This window comes from [Haemophilus] ducreyi (assembly GCF_900109315.1).
GTDB classification, from domain to species: domain Bacteria; phylum Pseudomonadota; class Gammaproteobacteria; order Enterobacterales; family Pasteurellaceae; genus Haemophilus_B; species Haemophilus_B ducreyi.
In genome coordinates, this window is sequence record NZ_FOJC01000003.1 from 64167 (window position 1) to 81241 (window position 17075).

At 38.6% G+C, this 17075-nt stretch carries 13 protein-coding genes; 10 read left to right on the top strand and 3 right to left on the bottom strand.

The window, feature by feature from the left end; translation table 11 throughout:
* The first annotated feature begins 1 nt into the window (after position 1).
* Genes queC through BMX01_RS02560 form a run of 3 tightly spaced genes read left to right on the top strand, consistent with a single transcriptional unit; the run spans position 2 to position 1720 of the window.
* The gene (gene queC / locus BMX01_RS02550; RefSeq protein ID WP_064082667.1) at positions 2-676 is read left to right on the top strand and encodes a 7-cyano-7-deazaguanine synthase QueC; all 675 of its coding nucleotides are present in this window, start codon (positions 2-4) and stop codon (positions 674-676) included.
* A complete protein-coding gene (gene queD, locus BMX01_RS02555) occupies positions 669-1091 on the top strand; it encodes a 6-carboxytetrahydropterin synthase QueD (RefSeq protein ID WP_064082666.1) in 423 nt (140 codons plus the stop codon). The genes queC and queD overlap by 8 nt, the downstream gene beginning before the upstream one ends.
* Positions 1091-1720, top strand: coding sequence for a 7-carboxy-7-deazaguanine synthase QueE (locus tag BMX01_RS02560; RefSeq protein ID WP_064082665.1), 630 nt, complete (start codon positions 1091-1093; stop codon positions 1718-1720). The genes queD and BMX01_RS02560 overlap by 1 nt, the downstream gene beginning before the upstream one ends.
* Positions 1721-1789: 69 nt before the next feature.
* On the opposite strand, the gene BMX01_RS02565 is transcribed toward BMX01_RS02560, so the two are convergent.
* Positions 1790-3289, bottom strand: a complete 1500-nt coding sequence (locus BMX01_RS02565; protein ID WP_064082664.1) for a leucyl aminopeptidase — start codon at positions 3287-3289, stop codon at positions 1790-1792.
* Between the two features lie 332 nt (positions 3290-3621).
* On the opposite strand from BMX01_RS02565, the gene lptF reads away from it, so the two are divergent.
* The 3 genes from lptF (at position 3622) to dnaE (ending at position 9396) form a co-directional block, all read left to right on the top strand.
* Positions 3622-4725: an LPS export ABC transporter permease LptF gene (gene lptF, locus BMX01_RS02570; RefSeq protein WP_064082663.1), complete on the top strand. Its 1104-nt coding sequence runs from the start codon at positions 3622-3624 to the stop codon at positions 4723-4725.
* Positions 4726-5808: an LPS export ABC transporter permease LptG gene (gene lptG / locus BMX01_RS02575; RefSeq protein WP_064082662.1), complete on the top strand. Its 1083-nt coding sequence runs from the start codon at positions 4726-4728 to the stop codon at positions 5806-5808.
* 111 nt (positions 5809-5919) lie between these two features.
* Positions 5920-9396, top strand: coding sequence for a DNA polymerase III subunit alpha (gene dnaE / locus BMX01_RS02580; protein ID WP_064082661.1), 3477 nt, complete (start codon positions 5920-5922; stop codon positions 9394-9396).
* 67 nt (positions 9397-9463) lie between these two features.
* Here dnaE and purT read toward each other — a convergent pair whose 3' ends face one another.
* Together purT and plsB are read right to left on the bottom strand one after the other, a co-directional pair.
* Positions 9464-10645, bottom strand: coding sequence for a formate-dependent phosphoribosylglycinamide formyltransferase (gene purT, locus BMX01_RS02585; RefSeq protein ID WP_064083241.1), 1182 nt, complete (start codon positions 10643-10645; stop codon positions 9464-9466).
* 106 nt (positions 10646-10751) lie between these two features.
* On the bottom strand, positions 10752-13187 hold the full coding sequence (gene plsB, locus BMX01_RS02590) for a glycerol-3-phosphate 1-O-acyltransferase PlsB (protein ID WP_064082659.1): 2436 nt from the start codon (positions 13185-13187) through the stop codon (positions 10752-10754).
* 162 nt (positions 13188-13349) lie between these two features.
* On the opposite strand from plsB, the gene lexA reads away from it, so the two are divergent.
* Genes lexA through rlmC form a run of 4 tightly spaced genes read left to right on the top strand, consistent with a single transcriptional unit; the run spans position 13350 to position 16988 of the window.
* The gene (gene lexA / locus BMX01_RS02595; protein WP_064082658.1) at positions 13350-13985 is read left to right on the top strand and encodes a transcriptional repressor LexA; all 636 of its coding nucleotides are present in this window, start codon (positions 13350-13352) and stop codon (positions 13983-13985) included.
* A gap of 44 nt (positions 13986-14029) precedes the next feature.
* The gene (gene mutH / locus BMX01_RS02600; RefSeq protein WP_064083036.1) at positions 14030-14710 is read left to right on the top strand and encodes a DNA mismatch repair endonuclease MutH; all 681 of its coding nucleotides are present in this window, start codon (positions 14030-14032) and stop codon (positions 14708-14710) included.
* A gap of 30 nt (positions 14711-14740) precedes the next feature.
* Positions 14741-15775, top strand: coding sequence for a beta-N-acetylhexosaminidase (gene nagZ, locus BMX01_RS02605; RefSeq protein ID WP_064082657.1), 1035 nt, complete (start codon positions 14741-14743; stop codon positions 15773-15775).
* A gap of 40 nt (positions 15776-15815) precedes the next feature.
* A complete protein-coding gene (gene rlmC, locus BMX01_RS02610) occupies positions 15816-16988 on the top strand; it encodes a 23S rRNA (uracil(747)-C(5))-methyltransferase RlmC (RefSeq protein WP_064082656.1) in 1173 nt (390 codons plus the stop codon).
* The last annotated feature ends 87 nt before the right edge of the window (positions 16989-17075 follow it).

Consider the following 17075-nt stretch of genomic DNA (forward strand, 5'->3'; position numbering starts at 1 on the left):
AATGAATCGATCAACACGCTCACATAAAGCGATTGTTATTTTTTCTGGTGGACAAGACTCCACCACCTGTCTTTTTCAAGCTATTCAAGAATTTAAACGTGAAAATGTCGAAGTGATAACCTTTCAATATGGTCAACGACATAGCATAGAACTAGAAAAAGCGGCCTGGATCGCACAAGACTTAGGTATAAAACAAACCGTGATTGATACCTCTGTGATTAAGGCGATTACCACCAATGCGTTAATTACCGAAGCAACTATTAAACAAGATGGCGATAAACCAAACACCTTTGTAGATGGTCGTAATGCACTCTTTCTACTTTACACGGCAATTTATGCTAAAGGGCAAGGTATTCAAACAATTTTCACCGGCGTATGTGAAACTGATTTTAGTGGCTATCCTGATTGCCGTGATATATTTATCAAATCAATGAACGTAACGCTGAATTTAGCTATGGATTACAATTTCAATATCCGAACGCCTTTAATGTACCTAACCAAAAAGCAAACTTGGACATTAGCGGATCAATTAGGCGCTTTTGAATATGTACGTAAACATACTCACACCTGCTATTTAGGCGTTGAAGGTGGCTGCCATACCTGTCCAAGCTGTTTATTACGTGAGAAAGGTTTAAACGAATATTTAGCAGAAAAAAGCGGTGAGAAAAATGTTTAAAATTGCAAAAGAATTCAGTTTCGATATGGCACATATGTTAGATGGGCACGATGGTAAATGCCAAAATCTACATGGCCATACTTACAAATTACAAGTTGAAGTAAGTGGCGAACTGGTCAGTAATGGCGCAAAACGTGGCATGGTAATGGACTATAGCGATTTAAAAAACATTGTTAAACGTGAAATTTTAGATCTAATGGATCACGCCTACATTTATGACTTAAACAATGAACGTGAAAGCCAGGTTGCCAAGCTACTGCTTGAACTTGACTCCAAAGTATATGGCATTCCATCCCGCACAACTGCCGAACAAATCGCTAAATATATGTTTGAAAAACTTGCACAAGTCGGTTTGCCTGTTAGCTTAATTCGTTTATGGGAAACACCAACATCTTATTGTGAATATTCTAAATAATGAAGCAGACTATTTTTACGACCACCACATTTCCTATCGTCGAAATTTTTGAAAGTCTGCAAGGCGAAGGCTTTAATACAGGTTTACCTTGTATTTTTATTCGTTTAGGCAAGTGCAATTTGGCTTGTCCCTGGTGTGATACCAACTATAATGAATATCAAAAATGGACGTTGGAAATGATTTTAGCAAAAGTTAAAAGCTATACCGCTAAAAATATTATCATTACCGGCGGCGAACCCACACTCTATGCTAATTTAACTATTTTGCTTGATCAGTTAAAAAATGCCGGCTACTGGTTAGCTATTGAAACCAATGGCTTAAAAGCGGTACCATCACAAATTGATTATATTTCAACCAGCCCCAAAAAAATGTATCAGGAAAAATACCAACGAGAATATCTCACTCAAGCAGATGAGGTGCGGATTGTCGTTGACGATGATGTTACGGAATTTTGTGCGGTAATTGAACAGAAAATTCAAGCACATCATTATTACCTTTCCCCTTGTGAAATAGAGGGCAAAATGAATTTACTAGAAACCATCACACAATTAGGTCAATTAAATCAACGTGTTAATAAGCCAAAATGGCAATTAAGTATTCAGACGCATAAAATAATCGGTATTGAATAAAATAAAAAAGACTGAATCGAGTCATCTCATCAGTCTTTTGAATAACATAACACATTAAAAACTGACCGTTTATTCCTGTTGAGCCCTATTTATTAGGAATTGTGCAAGTAATGGCACAGGTCTACCTGTTGCGCCTTTTGCTACACCAGATTGCCACGCCGTGCCGGCGATATCTAAATGAGCCCAACGGTATTTTTGCGTAAAGTTAGATAAAAATTGTCCTGCCGTAATAGCCCCACCAAAACGACCACCAATATTAGCAAGATCGGCAAAATTTGACTTCAATTGCTCTTGATATTCTTCACCTAGAGGTAAACGCCATACTTTATCATTTGCTTGGCTTGCTGCAGTGAATAACTCATCAGCCAACTCATTATGCGTAGACATTAAACCGCTATTGTGTGTCCCTAAAGCAACCATACAAGCCCCTGTTAGGGTAGCAATGTCAATCACACAAGCGGGGTCAAAACGTTCTACATAAGTTAATGCATCGCATAATACTAAACGACCTTCAGCATCCGTATTTAGTACTTCCACCGTTAAACCATTCATCGTAGTTAAGATATCGCCCGGGCGATAAGCGTTGCCATCTGGCATATTTTCACAACTGGCAAGAATACCCACTACATTTAATGGTAATTGCATTTCCGCTAGTGCTTTCATCGTGCCATAAACCGCAGCCGCACCGCCCATATCATATTTCATTTCATCCATTGCATCAGATGGTTTGAGCGAAATGCCCCCCGCATCAAATGTTAAGCCTTTACCGACTAACACAATCGGTTTAGCGCTTGGATCAGGATGATGATTATATTCAATCACTGATAAAAAGGCGGGATTATGCGATCCTTGAGACACCGCTAAATACGCATTCATACCTAAGGTTGCCATCTCTGCTTCATCTACAATCCGCGTCTGAATCTGTTGATAATCAGTGGCTAATCCTTGTGCTAATTCAGCTAAATAAGCCGGATTACAAATATTAGGTGGACAATTCGCCATATTTTTTGCATAAATCATACCGCTTGCAATGGCTTGTGCGTGCTTTAACCCACGTTCTGCCTCAAGCAAATCTTGTTGATTAGCCACATTAAAAATAATCTGCGTTAACTTACCGGCAACCTTCGCTTTTATGCTTTTAAATACATCATACACATAGCGACTAGCTTGAATACTTTCTATCGCAAAACGAATATTCCAGTAAATTGTTCGTTGCTTCACCATTAATTCGGTTAAAAAACAGACCGCTTGCTGAACAGCCGTGGTATTAATGGCGTGCATCATTTGTTGCATAATTTTTTTATACTGACTTTCAGTTAATTCATCTTGTTTGCCACAACCGACTAATAACACCCGCGCTGATTTGATATTTGGCACATTATGTAATAATAAACTTTGTCCGACTGAACCATCTAAATCCCCCATTTGCAATAAACGTGTTAGATATCCACCACTTACTTGATCTAATTGGGCCGCGGCTGATGATAATTGATGATCTTGATAAACCCCCACAATCAAGCATTCTGTTTGTAATTGTTCAATCGTGCTACTTTGTAGACTAAATTCCATTTTTACCTCTTATACGTTACATACACTAAAAAATCGCTAATCTATTGCTATTCACAGTAAGCTAACGCCTTATGTGCCAAATTACAAGCATAAAATCAAGTCGGCTAATAAATATCTTTATAAAATAGTGTGGCGCGAAACTAAATAAAGCCACAAAATCCTTTCGTGATCTTTCACACTAAAAAAGGTATGATAACAACACTTTATAAGCGTAAGCGGTCTTTTTTGCAATTTTTTTGTCAATTGTTGGTCATAGCATCATTATGATTGAATGAAATAAATTTAAAAACTATTCACCACAATTAAAAGATTAGAAAAATAAGAGAGTTATCGTGATTTTAAGTCGATATTTAACGAAAGAAATTTTAAAAAGCCAACTAGCTATTTTATTCATTTTATTATTAATGTTTTTTAGCCAACAGCTAATCAGCGTGCTTAACTCAGCCGTCAGTGGCAAAATTCCTACCGATCTAGTCCTCAGTTTACTTGGCTTAGGAATGCCAGCGCTTTCACAATTTATGCTACCGCTTTCGCTATTTATTGCCTTGTTATTAACATTAGGACGTTTTTACGCAGACAGTGAAATTACCGTAATGCGCGCTTGTGGTATAGGAAAAAGCTTATTGACCAAAGTCGCGCTTTTCCTCTCGTTATTCACTACCGCTTTAGCCGTGTATAACGTCTTTTGGCTTACACCTTGGAGCATTAATAAACAAAGCCAAATTCTCGCAGAAGCAAAATCTAACCCTCGCTTTTCAGCGCTGTCAGTGGGACAATTTATGGAAGTTGGTGGTTATGTATTATTTATTGAGAATATTAATAAGCAAGAAAACAAGCTAAATGATGTTTATGTTTTTCAGCCAGATCAACAAAAGAAAAATCGCCCTTCAGTGGTCACCGCTGAACTAGGTGGATTACAAGCATTACCAAATGGTGATCAAATATTAACCCTAGCAAACAGTACACGCTATGAAGGCAGCGCAAATGTAGCTGATTTTCGCATTTCGCATTTTGATCAATACCAAGCTTATTTAGGCTATCAAGATACCCAGAGCAATGATAAACGTGTGCAACGCGCGAATTTTACTAGCTTAATTAACGATACCTCAAACGAAGCAAAAGCAGAATTACAATGGCGTTTTGTCTTGATTTTCGCCGTCCCTTTAATGGCATTACTAGCAGTGCCAATGAGTCAAGTTAACCCACGCCAAGGGCGTTTTGCGAAAGTAATTCCCGCAGTATTACTCTACCTCATCTACTTTTTATTACAAAGTTCGCTGAGATCTTCTGGTGAAAACGACAAACTTAATGCAACACTATTCATGCCCGCAGTCTCAATTGGCTTTCTGATGCTCGCTATCATCATGAATTGTTGGGATACTAAATGGATGTCTACTCTTCGCTACCGCTTAACACGTAACAAAATAGAGGCATAAATGAATTTGCTAAGTATGAACATTTTAGAACGTTATATCGGCAAAACAATTATCATGATGATGTTTGCGGTACTGTTAATGTCAGGCGGGCTGATTTTTATCATTAAATTAGTTGAAGAATTTAAAAACGTAGGCGAAGGTAACTATGATGCGTTAACCGCAACGTATTACGCACTATTAATGCTACCAAGTGATATTAAAGAATTTGTACCGGTTGTACTACTGATTGGTGGCTTATTAGGCCTAGGCAATCTCGCTAGCCATAGTGAGCTGGTCATCATGCAATCCACCGGCTTTTCACGCTTTCGTATTGGTTTAGCGGTAATGAAAACCGCTATTCCTATCATCATTTTAACTATGAGTGCAAGCGAATGGATCATTCCTAAAGTCGAACAATTTGCTCGAAATATGCGTTCTGTAGCACAAAGCGGTGGCTCAATGTTATCCACAAATGGTGGTTTCTGGGCAAAGGATGGCAACAATTTCCTGTATATTCGCCACATTGAAAATGAACATCAATTAAACAACATCTCAATCTATCATTTTGAAAACAAAGTACTGACTTCAGTCAGCCAAGCTGATAGCGCACTTTTTAACGGCAAAGATTGGACACTCCAAAATTTGCAAACCGCAACGATTACTGACCACGGTATTCAAACAACCCACCAAGCCAGCCAAAATTGGCAAACCACCATTACCCCTAGTAAATTAGGTATCGTTTCGCTCAAACCTGAATCCTTGTCGATTGCAGGCTTAGCTGATTACGTCAATTTTTTAACTGAAACAGGGCAAGATTCAAAACGCTTCCAAATTGCTTTCTGGCGTAAAGTTTACCAGCCTATCTCAATGGCAGTTATGATGCTATTAGCCATTTCTTTTATTTTTGGACCATTACGTAGCAGTGCAATGGGTACAAAATTATTTATCGGCATTATTGCTGGCTTCATTTTCTACGTATCAAATATCGTCTTTGGCAATATGACTTTAGTCTTTAGCTGGCTACCCATCGCCATTGGGGCCTTAATTCCAAGCCTTATCTGTTTAGCGATCGTTTGGTGGCTACTTACTAAAAAACGCGATTAATATACCTTCCCCCGGCTAAAAGCGGTTAAATTTCTGCAAAAATTTGCAAAAACTTAACCGCTTATTTATGTTAACATTGCTTTCTATTTTCCTCATCTAAACAATTCGCATATGACTCAACCACGCTTTGTTCATCTTAAAGTACACAGTGATTTTTCTATGATTAATGGGCTTGCTAAAGTAAAAGCCTTAGTCAAAACTGCCGCTGCCAAACAGATGGCTGCAATGGCGTTGACTGATTTTAGTAACTTTTGTGGCTTAGTGAAATTTTATGGTGAATCATTAACTGCCGGCTTAAAGCCAATTATTGGTGCTGATATTTATGTTCGTTCTGATCCAACTAGTGAAGATATTTTTGAACTAACACTATTAGCAAAAAATAATCAAGGCTATCACAATATCACTGTTCTACTTTCTCGTGCTTATCAGCAAGGTTATGTTGAGTTTCCTATTGTCGAAAAAGCGTGGCTAGCTGAATTAAATGAGGGAATCATTGTACTTTCAGGCGGACGATCAGGTGATGTTGGCAAAGCCTTACTTAAAGAAAATGAACAAGAAGCCGCCACATTAGTGGCTTTTTATCAACAATATTTCGCGGATCATTATTATCTTTCTCTTTGTCGAACAGGGCGCTCAGATGAGGAACGTTACCTTCAGCAAGCGGTTCAATTTGCCAAAAAATATCAATTACCTTTAGTCGCAGTCAATGACGTAGTCTTCTTGAAAGAAGATGATTTTGATGCACACGAAATTCGGGTTGCCATTCACGATAGTTATACACTCGACGATCCCAAACGCCCTCAAAAATACTCTCCGCAACAATATTTTCGTTCAGAAGAAGAAATGTGCACCTTATTTGCCGACTTACCACAAGCGTTGATGAATAGCATTCAAATTGCAATGCGTTGTAATGTAACAATACGGCTAGGAGAATATTTTCTTCCCAACTTCCCAACCGGCGAACTTTCTACGGAAGATTTCCTGATCAAAAAATCACAAGAAGGATTAGAAGAACGATTAGCCTTTTTATTTCCAGATGCTGAAACACGAAAAAATAAGCGCTCAGTTTATGATGAACGTTTGCAAGTTGAGCTTGATGTAATCAATCAAATGGGCTTTCCCGGTTATTTTTTAATCGTGATGGAATTTATTCAATGGTCAAAAGATAATGATATCCCGGTTGGTCCTGGACGGGGTTCTGGCGCAGGTTCATTAGTTGCTTATGCCCTCAAGATTACCGATCTAGATCCATTACAATTTGATTTGCTATTTGAACGTTTCTTAAATCCCGAACGTATTTCCATGCCCGATTTTGATGTCGATTTCTGTATGGATGGACGCGATCACGTGATTGAACACGTAGCAGATACATACGGCCGCCAAGCCGTATCACAAATTATTACTTTTGGCACTATGGCGGCTAAAGCGGTTATTCGCGATGTTGGACGAGTGCTTGGCCATCCATATAATTTTGTCGATAGAATTTCAAAATTGATTCCCGCAGATCCTGGCATGACTTTAGCAAAAGCCTTTGAGGCGGAACCGAAATTGCCAGAATTATATAATGCCGATGAAGAAGTAAAAGATCTAATCAATATGGCAAGCAAGCTTGAAGGAGTAACGCGTAATGCAGGCAAACACGCAGGAGGTGTCGTGATTGCGCCGACGGCAATCACCGATTTTTCACCGCTTTACTGCGATTCAGAAGGTTTACATCCAGTTACGCATTTTGATAAAAACGATGTTGAATATGCCGGCTTAGTCAAATTTGACTTCTTAGGTCTGCGAACATTAACCATTATCAAATGGGCATTGGAGATGATTAACCAACGGTTAACGCGTGACGGTAAGCCACCAATACGGATCGAAAACATTCCACTTGATGATAAACCATCATTTAAATTGCTGTTAGCCGCCAAAACTACCGCAGTCTTTCAGCTAGAATCCCGCGGGATGAAAGACTTAATCTCACGCCTCAAGCCTGACTGTTTTGAAGATATTATCGCATTAGTTGCCTTATTCCGTCCCGGCCCACTTGAGTCAGGAATGGTACAAAACTTTATAGATCGTAAACACGGTATTGAAGAAGTTTCTTACCCAGATGCACAATATCAACATGAATGTTTAAAACCCATTCTTGAGCCTACTTATGGTGTAATTGTTTATCAAGAACAAGTCATGCAGATTGCTCAAGAATTAGCCGGTTATACGCTCGGCGGTGCTGATTTATTACGCCGGGCAATGGGTAAAAAGAAACCGGAGGAAATGGCCGCTCAACGTGATATTTTTGAAAAAGGTGCCATTGAAAAGGGGATTGATGGCCAGCTAGCAATAAAAATTTTTGATTTAGTGGAAAAATTCGCCGGTTATGGTTTTAATAAATCGCACTCCGCTGCTTATGCTTTGGTTTCCTATCAAACACTTTGGTTAAAAGCACATTATCCCGCTGAATTTATGGCAGCCGTTATGACTTCTGAGATGGATAATACTGATAAAATCGTTGGGCTTTATGATGAATGTATCAATATGGGATTAACCGTGGTACCTCCCGATGTTAACAGTGGCAAGCATCGCTTTTCAGTCAATGAAAAAGGGCAAATTGTGTATGGTTTAGGCGCAATCAAAGGTGTGGGTGAAGGCCCAATCGAAGCAATTCTAGAAGCACGTAACAAAGGCGGTATTTTTAAAGATTTATTCGATTTAACTGCCCGTGTTGATCTGAAAAAAATCAATCGCCGTACGTTTGAGAGTCTGATTATGTCAGGAGCATTTGATAAATTAGGCCCCCATCGTGCAGCCTTAATGAAAAATTTAGAAGATGCGCTTAAAGCTTCTGATCAACATAGTAAAATGGAAGCACTCGGACAAAGTGATATGTTTGGCGTGTTAACAGAAACCCCTGAACAAGTCCAAAAAGCGTATGCAAATACCCCTAAATGGTCTGAACAAGCGGTATTAGAAGGCGAACGAACAACATTAGGTTTATATTTGAGTGGCCACCCAATCGGCCGTTTCTTAAAAGAACTTGCTCACTATGCACCAACAAGGCTAAATGAATTACAACCGACACGGCGTGGGCAAGTGGTCACAGTGGCGGGTATTATCGTTGCATCTCGCATTGCAGTAACCAAACGTGGCAGCCGTTTAGGTATTGCTACACTTGAAGATCGTGCTGGCAAAATTGATATTACATTATTTTCTGAAGCCTTAGAAAATTATGGCGATTTACTAGTAAAAGATAACATTATTGTCGCCACCGGTTCAGTACAGTCTGATGATTTTAACGGTGGTTTGAAAATGTCGGTCAGAGAGATTGCCAATTTAGACGAAATCCGTAGCCGATATGCCAAAAGCCTTGCACTTGCTATTAGCCAACAACAACTTACACCGCAATTTGTGAAAGCGTTACGTGAAATCATTGAACCCTACAAAGAAGGCACACTGCCGTTACATTTTTACTATCAAAGTCCTGAAGGGCGAGCATTATTACGTGGCGGGGTAGAATGGCGTATTACGCCCAAAGATGAAATGCTAGATAAATTAGCCGTTTTACTAGGTGAAAATGCGGTCGAACTAGAATTTGAATAAATCAACATAGCAACAAAAGCGGGCTAATTTCGCTATTTTTTGCTCATTAGACTGCTTACTAGGAACATTATAATTTTACAGTTAATTTTGCGTATGCGCGTTCCACTTTAGCTAGTGCTTTATCAGTACTTTCATCTCGGGCTAAAATTACGCCTAAACGCCGATGTCCGTTTACTTCAGCTTTACCAAATAAACGAATATGCGTACCTCTTTCCTCTAGCACTTTATCTAAACCAACAAACATTACATTATTGGATTTCCCTTCAACAACAATTGCTTTTGACGCCGCAGGGCCAAATTGCTCAATATGTGGTATAGGCAGTCCTAAAATAGCCCTTGCATGCAAGGCAAATTGTGATAATTCTTGTGATGCCATAGTCACCATACTAGTATCATGCGGACGAGGGGAAACTTCATTGAAAATAATATCATCGCCACACACAAATAACTCTACGCCAAAAATACCGCGTCCACCTAAAGCGGTAGTAATACGCTCAGCAATCTGCTGTGCTTTTTGTAATGCTACTTCTGACATGGCTTGTGGCTGCCAAGACTCGCGATAATCACCATTTTGTTGACGATGGCCAATCGGCGCTAAAAATGACGTGCCATTGATATGGCGGACTGTCAATAAAGTAATTTCATAATCAAACTTAATAAAACCTTCCACAATAACACGGCCGCCACCGGCGCGCCCGCCTGCTTGCGAATAATCCCACGCCTGTTGGATTTGATCTAACGATTTAATGATCGATTGTCCATGGCCTGAGGACGACATAATCGGTTTAACGACACACGGCACACCAACTGCTAACACAGCCTGCTGAAAGTCTTCAAAATTATCAACAAAACGATATGGTGACGTTGGTAAGCCTAATTCTTCTGCCGCTAAACGACGAATGCCTTCACGATTCATCGTTAATTGTGTTGCCTTAGCAGTTGGCACCACTTGATAACCCTTTTGCTCTAATTCCACCAAGGTTTCTGTCGCAATCGCTTCCACTTCAGGCACAATAAAATCTGGTTTTTCTTGCTCCACCACGGCCCGTAATGCATCACCATCTAGCATCGAAATCGTATAAGCACGATGTGCTACTTGTTGTGCCGGAGCATTTGCATAACGATCAACAGCAATCACTTCTACGCCTAATCGCTGTAATTCAATCACGACTTCTTTACCAAGCTCTCCCGAACCCAGCATCATTACTTTTGTCGCATTTGGTGTTAATGGCATACCCATTGTGGTCATCTTTTTTAATTCCTCTGAATTTTAAGCAAACGTTTGCGTAAATTATATAATAAAAGCGATAGTAATTCGCAAAAAATTTACCAAATACTACCGCTTAAATGTCATATTATTCTAATTTTTCATCAACTTGGTCAACTTTGTCCATAGCCCCTTGAATAGTCAATTGCACTTCAACAGAAATCAATCTTCTTAAAATGTGTGCCACTTCTTCAACTTTTTCAATCACAGTATGACCTTCTAGATCAAAATAACCTTGTGCTTTTAGGCTGGCTGTAAAGGTTGAAAAAATTGCTTTATCAAAGAACTCTGGCGCATTAATACCGTGTAAAATAGAAAGACGTTGAGCAATCATTCTGCTCTCTTTTTCTAATAGAGTACGACTAATGGCTGGGCACTCCAATAAAAGGCTTAAGCTAATATAATAACGCTGTAGAATTTCACGTATCCCAGCCGCGTGTAATTGCAAGGTTGGCAAACGACGACGGTTAATGGTTAACACGTCACCGTCATATTTCACTATTTGTTGACGAATAAATTCCATTAAGATCAGTTCAACTTGCTCTAACACTTCTTTTTCATCAAAATGTAAAAATAGCTCCGCTTTTAAGAATAGATAAATGTGGCTCACCGTTTCACGAATCAATGTTTTAGACGCTGCTTCATTATGTAAAACGATACTCGCCACTAATGACGGCAAAACGAATAAATGCTGAATATTATTCCGATAATACGTCATTAATACGGCTGATTCTCGATCTAAGCGGATCATTTCACCAAAGTTATCTTGCTCACTCATCACCCCTGACCGAGGTAATGCCAACACGTGTTCAAGCATTTCATCCGCACTTTCAGTGGGTAAAATAATATCTGATGAATAACTCACATTTTGGAATAATTGTAAATAACTTTCCACTTGTTCAATTAATTGCTCGCGTGATAACGCCCTTTGACGAGAAGCTAATAAGACTGAGCCAATTAAATTTTTAGCATTTACTGCAGCAGCATTATTGATATTTACCATCACTTGTTTAGCAATTGCATCTACAGCTTCATTTAACCATTTTGGCCGTACATTTTCCACAGGCGGTAATTTCCATTCAGGAAAATGCTGGTTCAAATAGCTATTTACTTGGATCGGCTTACCAAAATTCACATACCCCTGCCCTAAATTACGCAATTTTTTAATCACACGTAAAACAAGCCCTGCATTTTCTTTTTCCTTAGCAGCACCGCGTAATTCTTTGGCATAAGTATCGACTTCTAAAACATGTTCGTAGCCAATATAAACAGGCACAATACTAATTGGGCGGTTTAAACCACGCTGTAATGCTTGTAATGTCATTGACACCATACCCGTTTTTGGCTCTAACAAACGCCCGGTTCTAGAACGACCGCCTTCAATAAAATATTCAACCGAATAGCCACGATAAAATAACTCCGCTAAATATTCACGGAAAACTGTCGAATATAGACGATTCCCTTTAAAAGTACGACGAATAAAGAAAGCACCACCACGGCGGAAAAACGGACCCGCAGGCCAAAAGTTTAAATTGATTCCAGCCGCAATATGCGGTGACACAACGCCTTGATGATACAAAATATATGAAAGTAATAAATAATCCATATGGCTACGATGGCAAGGCACATAAATTATCTCATGCCCTTCCAACGCTAATTTACGTACACGATCAGCATTTTGTACGTTAATACCTTGATATAATTTATTCCACAACCAACTCAACACACGATCTGCCATCCGTAATGTTCCGTGGCTAACATCCGCCGCAATTTCATCAAGGATTTTTTCCGCTTCCTGACGTGCCTTGGGAATAGGTATCTTTTTGGTTTTGGCTTCATCTTCAATAGCTTGCACAATGGTGGGTAATTGAATTAATTTATCAAACATTGCCTGACGTTCGGGTAAGCGAGGCCCCATCGCTGAATAACGCTGTTTCGCAAAATGAATTTTTGCCACTCTTGCTAATTTTTGTGCAATGCCTTTCTCTGCACCATATTCTTTCACCATATAACATAATGATACCGCTTGCGAAAAACGAACAAAATTATCTCGACCAAACCAAATCATCGCAATAATACGTTGAAAGCGACTTAATAAACGCAATGAAGGTGCTGTTTCTTTACCAGGTGAACGCCCCCATAACACAGAAATAGGCACTAATTGTATATCTAACGTTTCATCTGTTTTATGTAAATCTAAATAACGATAAAACAAAGATTCTGTTTCACTTTTTACCCCTTTTGACTTGAAAAAGCGATGACCTTCATCAAGAAAAACATAACGCGGTAAAGATTGACCTTGAATATCATTTTCAACTAACGGATCGGGCAGGTTTAAGGCAAGACAATTTTTTTGCAGAATAAGCAAATCAGTTTGTGAAGTATATGGCAACACATAAATAATAGGTTGCTCTAAATTCAAGCCTAACTCACTCACGGGATCGGTTGGAATAGCTTGTGATTTCACCAATAAAGATAAAGGGAAATTCAATATATTACGATAAAAACTCAAGAGGCTAGACATTTTAATATCCTTAATTGTTATGGTTTATGCCATCTAAATAAATTTATTTACCTAATAGTTTAGCATAAATTTCTACTTTTTTTCCTCATTTATCTAGTTACAAAAGAAAAATTACTGTATATAATAACACAAAATTCTGTATATAAAGACAGTGAGGAAAAAATGTCACGTAAACACTTAACGGCTCGACAACAAGAAATTTTTGATTTTCTCAAACACCATATTGATACAACAGGAATGCCGCCCACACGTGTTGAAATTGCACGTGAAATTGGTTTTAAATCGCCAAATGCCGCAGAAGAACATTTAAAAGCATTAGCACGCAAAGGGTATATTGAAATGCTATCAGGCACTTCTCGTGGCATTCGTATTCTCATCAATAATGATAACGAAGACGTAACTCAAGACTTAAGTCTACCTTTAATCGGTAAAGTGGCAGCTGGCACACCAATTATGGCGATTGAACACGTTGAAAGCCATTACCCCGTTAATGGCGCAATGTTTAATCCCAATGCGGACTATTTATTGAAAGTAAATGGTAACTCAATGGAGAAAATTGGTATCTTAGATGGTGATTTACTCGCCGTACATAAAACCAATTTTGCACGTAATGGGCAAGTAGTCATTGCTCGTGTTGAAGATGAAGTGACCGTAAAACGATTAGAGAAAAAAGGTGAGCTTATTTATCTCCACCCTGAAAATGATGAATTACAGCCAATTATTGTTGATCCACGCCTTAAATATATTGAAATTGAAGGAATTGCGGTCGGGGTCATTCGTAATAATGCGTGGATGTAACTTGCCCATATCAGTTATCACTCAGCAATTTAAATTTATTACTAATGCAACTTTCAATCCAACCACAAAGTGAAGCCGAATTATTAGCAAAAGCAAATTGGCTAGCAGGATTCACATTGGGTGAACTTGCACAACAGTTAAATACTGTTGTGCCTCCTGATCTAACTAGAGATAAAGGCTGGGTCGGGCAAATAATTGAGCGCGCTTTAGGCGCCACAGCAGGCAGTAAACCTGAACAAGACTTTGCTCATCTAGGTATTGAGCTTAAAACGATCCCCATCAATAATCATGGTTTGCCACTTGAAACCACCTTTATTTGCCTTGCACCACTTATACATAATCAAGGCATCACTTGGCAAACATCGCATGTAAAATATAAATTACAACGTGTACTTTGGATCCCCATTCAAGCTGAAAGAAGCATTCCGATTAAGGATCGTTATATTGGGCAAGCTATTCTTTGGAGCCCTTCTTATCAACAAGAACAACAGCTTCGTAACGACTGGGAAGAATTAATGGAATATATCGTGCTTGGGCGACTAGATCAAATAAATGGACATTTAGGTGAAGTGATGCAATTACGCCCTAAAGGCCGTAACCGCTTATCCATCACCCAATCGATTGACCAACATGGTGAACAAATACAATCATTACCATTAGCTTTTTATTTACGTAAACCATTCACGGCTGCTATTCTACAAAATTTTCTACAGCAATCTGACTGACACACTTTCATTACTTTGTTAGGAAACACTATGTTAATAATTGACATTAAAGGCACAGAAATAAGCCAACAAGAAATAGAAATTCTATCACACCCATTAATCGCTGGCTTAATCTTATTTAGTCGTAATTTTGTCGATAAAGCACAATTAACAGCACTCATCAAAGAAATACGCCAAAAAGTAACCAAGCCTTTATTAATCACCGTTGACCAAGAAGGTGGACGTGTGCAACGTTTTCGTGAAGGCTTCACACGATTGCCTGCAATGCAAGCATTCGGGCAACTGGCAAAGCATCCACAAGAAGCTATTATTTGGGCAAAGCAGGCAGGCTGGTTAATGGCAGCTGAAATGTTTGCATTAAACATTGATCTCAGTTTTGCCCCCGTATTAGATCTTGGCCATCAATGCAAAGCGATTGGTGATCGTTCATTTGGTGAAAAAGTTACACAAATTTTACCGATTGCTGAAGGTTTTATTGATGGTATGCGTGAAATAGGAATGGCAACCACAGGTAAGCATTTTCCTGGCCATGGTCAGGTTATCGCAGATTCGCATTTAGAAACCCCTTTTGATGAGCGCGCCAAAGCGAATATTTTTAATTATGATATTCAACCTTTCGAGTATTTTATCGCTAAAAATAAACTATCTGCTATTATGCCTGCTCACGTGGTATATACACAATGTGATCCACACCCCGCTAGCGGTTCTACATACTGGTTACAACAAGTACTTCGACAACAACTTCAATTTAAAGGGATTATTTTTTCAGATGACCTTGGTATGCAAGGTGCTAATTTAATGGGCAATTTTCTACAACGGAGTGAGCAAGCAATTAACGCAGGGTGTGATTTGCTACTACTTTGTAATCAACCTGAAGGTGTAATTGAAGTACTGAATGGCTTAACTTATCAACCAAATAAATTAGAACAACAAAAATACTTAACCTTAAAAAAACGCCGAACCATTGATTTTCAACAATTAGCATCATCGCCACGTTATCAGCAAACCAAACAATATTTAGAACAGTTACATGAAAGCTGGCTTGAATGGCAAACGACACATTAATTATTAAGCAATTCACATTAAATAAATTATTTATAAAACTATGAATTCATCTTGTGCTTATTTTGAAAAACAGGAATGTAACTCTTGTCAATGGTTAACAAAGCCTTATTTAACTCAACTTACCGATAAACAATCGCAACTTAAGCGGTTACTTTCCCCTTTTATTTTGCCCGAAATAACCGATATCCTACCGCCAATAATGTCTGATATCTCACATTTTCGTAATAAAGCCAAAATGGTAGTGTCTGGCCAAGTAGAACGTCCACTGTTAGGCATTTTAAAAGATCCTCAAATTGCTAATAGTGCCATTGATTTAACCGATTGCCCACTCTACCCTGTTCAATTTAAATCACTTTTTCCAATCCTGAAAGATTTTATCGCTAGAGCAGGTTTAGTCCCTTACAACATCATAAAAAAGAAAGGTGAGTTAAAATATATCTTAATCACCAAAAGTGAATATAATCAGTCAGTTATGTTACGTTTTGTGTTAAGAAGTGAGCAAAAAAGACCGCTTATTGAACGTGAATTACCTCAATTATTAGCCAAACTGCCGACTAATTCAGTCGTCAGTTTAAATATACAACCACAACATGCGGCTATTTTAGAAGGTGAAACCGAAATTTTCTTAACTGAACAGCGAGTGTTAGAAGAACAATTTAATCAAATCCCATTATTTATCCGTCCACAAGGTTTTTTCCAAACCAATCCCAAAGTAGCTAGCCAACTTTATGCAACAGTACAACAATGGGTCAAAACATTACCTATTAATCATTTATGGGATCTTTTCTGTGGTGTAGGTGGCTTTGGTTTACATTGTGCAAAAGCCCTACAAGATCAAGGAAGAACGGTCACATTAACAGGCATAGAAATTTCGGCAGCTGCGATTGAAAGTGCTACACAATCCGCACAAAAATTAGCACTTAACAATGTAACATTTGCTTCGTTAGATGCTGCACAATTTGCGTTAAAAGATAGACAACAAACACCCGAGTTAGTTATTGTCAACCCACCACGGCGCTGCATAGGCAAAGATCTTGCCGAATTTTTGAACCAACTCAATACGCCTTATCTAATTTATTCTAGCTGTAACGCTGAAAGTATGGTCAAAGACTTCGCATATTTAACCCATTATCAATTACATAGAGTTCAATTATTTGATATGTTCCCGCATACTACTCATTATGAAACCGTAACTTTACTCATTCGAAAATGATATTGCTTTATAGCGTATAAATTGCATAAAACGGCTTAATCAGAGAATAACGACATTTAGCCTTGTTCGATCAAAGAATAAGTTAAT